This is a genomic window from Terrihabitans rhizophilus, assembly GCF_033898525.1.
Classification (GTDB): domain Bacteria; phylum Pseudomonadota; class Alphaproteobacteria; order Rhizobiales; family Methylopilaceae; genus Flaviflagellibacter; species Flaviflagellibacter rhizophilus.
The window spans coordinates 123819-130021 of the sequence record NZ_JAXAFJ010000009.1 but is presented as its reverse complement, the minus strand read 5'-3'; the positions used below and the strand labels follow the sequence as shown (position 1 = coordinate 130021).

Genomic DNA, 6203 nt, shown 5'->3' with positions numbered 1-6203 from the left:
ATCAAAACCAAAAAGCCCGCCCCACAAAGGCGGGCTTTTCGGCGTTCAACAGGTCGAGCGAGCGGGCAGAGATCCGGATGCAGCCCGGGACGGATGGCAAGCCGCGGCGCGTGATGGGTCGGACGTTCTGCTCCGACTCGCGCTGTACCTCGCCCGCCAAAGCGGCCGTCCGCTATCTCTCGGTCTACCCCTCCGTGCCCGCCGCGGGCCGGGCAAACTGCCGAACCAACAGGAGCTTCAAAGTTGCACTGAAGGCAGGTCGCAGGCCGGGGGACATCGTCGTCCGATCGTGCTGCACTCCGCCGCTCGGCGGCCACGATCTCTTCCGTCGCAGGAGGCTGTCAAGTCTCGACGCATCGGCGAGAGTAACGGCGCCTACCGTCATCACTCTTCAAGCTTCAGGAGCAGGGTAAGCCCTGCCATGAGAGCCGCTGCGGCGGCGGCGGCCCAGAGGGCCTGCAGACCAAAGTGCGGATAGATCAGCGCACCAGCCGCGGCGCCTGCGCTGAGGCCTGCCCACAGCAGCAGGTAGGGCAGCCACGCGAATGGTGCGCCGCCGAAGAAGGAGCCGGCGAGGCGCTGGCCGAACTTGACCAGGGTGCCGGTCATGTACGTGACTCCGATGGAGACCTCGCCGTCCCGCTGGAACACGGCGTTCTCGGCGCCCATGGCAAGGACCACGGCTCCCATCGCCCAAGGCGCCGGTGCGATTTCATCGAGCATGACGCCGCAGCTCAGAAGGAGGGCGACCACCAAGAGCACTGCAGCCCGGCGGTAACGCCCCGAGGTGTGCGACACCACGGATCCAAGCACCACGCCCGTGACGAACGTGGCGATCAAGGCAGCGGCGAGCCACGCATCGGCGGCATGGTCGGCGAGGCCCACAGCCATGCGGGTGGAGTTTCCGCTCATGAAGGAGACGAAGAAGCCGCCGAGTTCCAGGAAGCCGATCGCGTCGACATATCCAGCGAGCGCCGACAGCGCGATGGCGAGAACCTGCAGCCGCTTCCGGTAGCCGATCATCGCTGGGTTTCAGGCACCGGCAGTTCGAAGTTCTGCACATCGCGCAGCAATTCCACGAAGGCACGTGCGCCGTGGTCGGCTGCCACGTGCCCTTTGTCGGCTCGTGCCGCCCTGGCATTACCGAGCGCGCCAGCGCCGTTGAGGTCGCCAGCCAGCCAGCCGAAGCCGGCGGGACGGGCGATGCGGAGGTGACGGAAATCGGCCTCCATGCGCGTGCCCTCCGAGGCAAAGTCCGCCGCCCGCTCCATCCCAACGAGGTCGGGGCGGAACGCCAGCATCAGCGAGGTCTCGATGTCGCCGCCATGGATCCCGTGGCTGATCTCGTCGGGGGTGAACAGCCCTTCGGGATAGCCGAAGCGGGCGAAGGCTGTCGTCACTGCCAGCAGATTGTGGCGCAGCCGCAACTCGCGCGCCACCACATCAAGCAATGCGTTGTTGCCCCCGTGCGAGCTCACGAAGACCAGCTTGCGCAGCCCGGCCCGGGCAATGCTGTCCCCCAGTTCGGTCCACACTTTCAGCGCGCTTTCCGGCGTGAGACTCAACGTGCCCGGGAAGCGCAGATGTTCGGGCGAAAGGCCCACGGGCTGGATCGGCAGCACGCTTGCCGGAAGATCGTTCGGCAGCGCGGCCAACACGCGCGCGAGATAGCCTTCCATGATCGTCAGATCGGTAGAGAGCGGCAGATGCGGGCCGTGCTGCTCTATGGCGGCGATGGGGATCACTGCGATCCAGGAGGCAATATCGGGGGCACGAAAGTCCTCCCATGTCATATCCTGCCAAAGCGGGCGGGGCAGGGTCATGCGGCGGCCTCCTGGGCGTTGCGGATGCCCGCGATCAGGTGCACGGCACGCACCGTCATGGCGAGCGGCATCGAGGGGCAATCAGGATGGCGAAGCGCGGCGGGCTCGCCCGCGCGGACCTGCTCCGGCAGGAGCGGCAGATGGAGAAACACCGCCGACAGCGTCCGATCGAGCCGCCGCGAGGTGTGCAGCACATGATAGAGCAACTGGTTGCAGAGGTGCCCGCCGCAGTCTTCCGAAAGTGCGGCCGGAATGCCGGCACGATTCAGCGCGTCTGCGAGGCCCGGAAGATCCGGCCAGCAGGAGCGGTACGCGTCGGGCCCGCCATCGACCACCGGCTCGCCCTGAATCAGGCGCCCCGCGCAGTCGGGCACGCGGAACATTCGCCGGTTGCGTGCCACCTGCTCGAGACTGATGCGGCCGCGCCCCGCGGCCTGTCCGGTCATCAGCAGGCGCGAGGGTTCCAGGCGTTCCAGCGCCTCATCAAGCAAAGCGGGCGCGAGCTCGGTGTCGACAGGCAGGACCAGGGTTTCGACTCCCGCGCCGCGCGGCTCGTCGTCTGCTATGGCGCGCACCAGCGCCTCGGAGGCATTGCTGCCGCCTTCGAAGGGGCCGAACCCTGTGATGAGAAGCGTCATGATGCGCGCAGGCTAGGATCAGGCACGGTTCCCCGCAAGTGCGATGCGGCCTTGACCCGGCCCTGCGCAGCCGCCAGCGTGCACGCGACATGCCGCTCGCCCGCCTCACAGACATATCGAAGACGTTCCCGAACGGTCTGGAGGCGCTTGCCGGCTTCGACCTTGAGGTGACCGAGGGCGAACTTCTCACGCTCATCGGTCCATCAGGATGCGGCAAGTCCACCGCCCTTCGTCTTCTGGCCGGGCTCGAGGCGCCGACCTCCGGAAGGCTCGACTGGCCCGGCGGCTGCCCGCAGATCGGCTATGTCTTCCAGGAACCCACTTTGATGCCCTGGGCCAGCGCCGCTGCCAATGTGTGGCTGCCGCTGAGGTTGCAAGGCATTTCGCGCGCGGCGGCCGGCGACCGCGTGGCGAACGCACTCAGCCTTGTCGGGCTCGAAGGTTTTGCCGATGCAAAGCCGGCCGAGCTTTCGGGCGGCATGAAGATGCGTGTCTCCATCGCGCGCGCACTGGTGACCGAGCCCCGGCTTCTCCTGATGGACGAGCCGTTCGCCGCTCTGGACGAGATCACGCGCTTTCGGCTGAACGACGAATTGCTGGCCCTCCGGGCCCGTCTCGGCTGCACCATCGTGTTCATTACGCATTCGGTATTCGAGGCTGTGTACCTGTCCAACCGGGTGGCGGTCATCTCCCGGCGCCCCGGGCGTGTCACAGCGGAATTGCCGATCCATGCGCCCGACGGCCGGCACGAGGGCTTCCGCACGAGCCAGATCTATGCGGCCCAGGCAGCCGAGGTTTCGGCGGCGCTCAGATATGCGGACGCGGCGCTCGACAAAGCAGGCGCCTGGGTCCATCCCTGACCGGAAACCCCTTCCGTCTGGACCCATCGTGTCTTCTCTCCTCGGCCAATTGCCGGACGACGTCGCATCGGCGCGCCGGCTGCGCGTCACTGCCATCCTGCTGATGATCGGCGCGCTGCTGCTGTTCTCACTTCTGGACAGCACGGCGAAATACCTGACCATGGGCAATGAGAGCCCGTTGCAGGTAGCGTGGCTGCGCTACCTCTTCCACGTCGTCTTCGTCTCGGTGCTGCTGAACCCGTGGACATCGCCGGGGGTGTGGAAGACGCGGCGGCCGGGCCTGCAACTGCTGCGCTCGGTGCTGCTGGCCGGCACCACCATCTTCAACTTCGCTGCTTTGGCCTCGCTGCAGCTCGACCAGGCGGTGACCATCGCGTTTGCGACGCCCTTGCTGGTGGCCATCTTCGCCGGCCCGATGATCGGCGAATGGGTCGGCCGGCGAGACCTCATCGTCATCGCGCTCGGCTTCTGCGGCGTGCTGGCGGTGACGCGTCCGGGTTTCGGCACGTTCGAGGTCGCCTTCCTGCTGGCCTTCGCCAACGCGGTGTGCGGCGCGTTCTACAACATCGCGACACGCTTCGTGTCCGCCTATGACAGCGCGAAAACGTCCATCGTGGTGTCCGGGTTCTTCGGCGCGCTGGTGCTGGCGCCGATCATGCCGTTCATCTGGCAATGGCCCGAAAGCCCATGGATCTGGGTGTTGCACATCGCGACCGGCCTGTTCGGCGCGACCGGGCATTTCCTGCTCATTCTCGCTCATGGCCGGGCACCGGCGCCGGTGCTCGCACCCTTCATCTATCTCGAGCTGGTGTTCATGTCGGCGTGGGGCTGGCTCCTGTTCGACGATGTGCCGGACAGATGGACGCTAATCGGCGCGGCTGTGGTCATCGTGGCCGGCCTGTTCCTGCTGCTACGCGGAAAGGCCAGGGCAACCGACCCGCTGGAGTGATCCACAGGGTTCCGCAGCGGTGCCGCTTGCGCCGGAGCGTGAGGCATCCGACCTTGAACTCATGTGCGGACGTGTCGTTCAAACCCTGCCACCGGAGGCCATGCGGCGCCTGTTCAAGGCCACGCGCGGCGAGCTGTTCAACGCGCCCCCGCGCTGGAACCTCGCGCCCACCGACAAGCTGATGGTGGTGCGGCGCGATCCTGAAAGCGGCGAGAACAGCCTGGACCTGATCCGCTGGGGACTGGTGCCGCATTTCGCCAACGACATGAAGATCGGTGCAAGCCTCATCAATGCCCGCTGCGAGACCGTGGCGACGAAGCCGGCTTTCCGCGGCGCATGGGGCAAGAGGCGGCGCTGCTTGATCCCGGTCGACGGCTTCTACGAGTGGCGGCGGGAGGGCAAGACAAAGCAGCCCTACGCCGTTGCCCTCAAGAGCGGCCAGCCCATGGCGCTCGCAGGCCTTTGGGAGAACTGGAAAGATCCCGCGACCGGAGAATGGGTGCGCACCGCAACGGTGCTGACCACCGACCCCAACAGCCTCATTGCGCCGTTCCATGATCGCATGCCGGTAATCGTGCCGGATGAGGATCAGGAGCGCTGGCTTGGGGGTGAAGATGCGACGGATTTGCTGCGTGCGTTACCGGACGAACTGCTGGCGATGTGGCCGGTCTCCACAGTGGTGAACAAGGTGGGGAATGAGGGCGCTGAGTTGTGGGAAGAGCAACCTGTCGGCGTTGCGTCCTAGGGAACACCCCACCACCCTCGCGTGTTCTTCCCGCACAAAATGGGAGGACACCCCAATGAAAAAGTACATCATCGCCGCAAGCCTCGCCGCGCTCACTCTCGGCACTGCTGCCCACGCGCAGACCCAGGATAAGCTGGCTCCGCAGGCACAGGGCCAGATGGGCGCCACCCAGGGCCGGATGGCCGCTCAGGGTCCGGACAATGTCTTCGTCACCAAGGCGGCCAGCTCGAACATGTTCGAGATCGAGTCCAGCAAGGTGGCGTTGCAGAAGGCCAAGAACGCCGAGGTGAAGACCTTTGCGCAGCAGATGATCACGGACCACACCAAGGCCGCCAAGGACATGATGGCGGTTGCGCCAGACGCTCCCAAGGCGATGGACGCCGCGCACATGGCCATGGTGAAGGACCTGCAGGAGGCTTCGGCCGACAAGTTCGACGCTGAATACGTGGATGCACAGGTGAAGGCCCATGACGAGGCCGTTGCACTGTTCACGAAGTATGCCGACGACGCTCAGGATCCGAAGCTGAAGGCCTTCGCAGCCGAGAAGCTGCCGGTGCTGAAGCAGCATCAGGAGCACGTGAAGGCGCTCAACGCCAAGATGTAACACCCGACACCAGGGACATAGATCAAGGGGCCGCGTCTGACGCGGCCCCTTTTGCGTCAGGCCGAGGACGGACCGCCGTATTGCTCGTCCGTCACCGGCTCAAGCCATTCCACGGCACCGCCATCCAGCGCTTCCTGGATCGCGATGTGCGTCATGCCCGATGTGGCGGTCGCGCCATGCCAGTGCTTCTCACCCGGCGGGAACCAGACGACGTCTCCCGGTCGGATCTCTTGGATGGGACCGCCGTCACGCTGTGCCCAGCCCACACCTGCCGTAACGAGGATCGTCTGGCCGAGCGGGTGGGTGTGCCATGTCGTGCGCGCTCCGGGCTCGAAGGTGACCGTGGCTGACCGCACACGGGCTGGCTCGGGTGCTTCGAAGATGGATTCGATGGTCACACGGCCTGTGAAGTAGTCCTCCGGGCCGGTGGTCGAGGGGCGGGAGCCGCTGCGATGGATGTCCATATGTTCCTCGAATGCGTGGGTCGTCGGTCCAGCTTAGCCGGGGAGCGGGCGATCCGTCAGCGCGGAGCGTATGCGTCCCGGAAGGTGCGCAGCACCTGTCCGGGACCCACACGCGGGGGC

8 protein-coding genes are annotated in these 6203 nt (G+C 66.1%); 4 read left to right on the top strand and 4 right to left on the bottom strand.

The annotated features are described in order from the left end of the window. Positions 1 to 384: 384 nt before the first annotated feature. Genes SCD90_RS14080 through SCD90_RS14070 form a run of 3 tightly spaced genes read right to left on the bottom strand, consistent with a single transcriptional unit; the run spans position 385 to position 2461 of the window. Positions 385 to 1023 (bottom strand): YoaK family protein, encoded by a 639-nt coding sequence (locus tag SCD90_RS14080; protein ID WP_319845328.1) that lies wholly within the window; start codon positions 1021 to 1023, stop codon positions 385 to 387. Further along, positions 1020 to 1823 (bottom strand): creatininase family protein, encoded by an 804-nt coding sequence (locus tag SCD90_RS14075; protein WP_319845327.1) that lies wholly within the window; start codon positions 1821 to 1823, stop codon positions 1020 to 1022. The genes SCD90_RS14080 and SCD90_RS14075 overlap by 4 nt, the downstream gene beginning before the upstream one ends. Continuing rightward, positions 1820 to 2461, bottom strand: coding sequence for a pyroglutamyl-peptidase I (locus tag SCD90_RS14070; protein WP_319845326.1), 642 nt, complete (start codon positions 2459 to 2461; stop codon positions 1820 to 1822). The genes SCD90_RS14075 and SCD90_RS14070 overlap by 4 nt, the downstream gene beginning before the upstream one ends. Before the next feature lie 89 nt (positions 2462 to 2550). On the opposite strand from SCD90_RS14070, the gene SCD90_RS14065 reads away from it, so the two are divergent. From SCD90_RS14065 to SCD90_RS14050, 4 genes are all read left to right on the top strand, one after another. After that, positions 2551 to 3321 carry an ABC transporter ATP-binding protein gene (locus tag SCD90_RS14065; RefSeq protein ID WP_319845325.1) on the top strand — a complete coding sequence of 257 codons (771 nt, stop codon included), beginning with the start codon at positions 2551 to 2553 and terminating at the stop codon, positions 3319 to 3321. Between the two features lie 28 nt (positions 3322 to 3349). Next, positions 3350 to 4270: a DMT family transporter gene (locus SCD90_RS14060; RefSeq protein WP_319845324.1), complete on the top strand. Its 921-nt coding sequence runs from the start codon at positions 3350 to 3352 to the stop codon at positions 4268 to 4270. 61 nt (positions 4271 to 4331) lie between these two features. After that, the gene (locus tag SCD90_RS14055) at positions 4332 to 5015 is read left to right on the top strand and encodes an SOS response-associated peptidase (RefSeq protein WP_319845333.1); all 684 of its coding nucleotides are present in this window, start codon (positions 4332 to 4334) and stop codon (positions 5013 to 5015) included. 55 nt (positions 5016 to 5070) lie between these two features. Further along, complete coding sequence (locus SCD90_RS14050; RefSeq protein ID WP_319845323.1) at positions 5071 to 5619, top strand: DUF4142 domain-containing protein; 549 nt, start codon at positions 5071 to 5073, stop codon at positions 5617 to 5619. A 56-nt stretch (positions 5620 to 5675) separates the two neighbouring features. On the opposite strand, the gene SCD90_RS14045 is transcribed toward SCD90_RS14050, so the two are convergent. Beyond that, entirely contained in the window at positions 5676 to 6083 is a 408-nt protein-coding gene (locus tag SCD90_RS14045) for a (R)-mandelonitrile lyase (RefSeq protein WP_319845322.1), read from the bottom strand. Positions 6084 to 6203 lie beyond the last annotated feature (120 nt).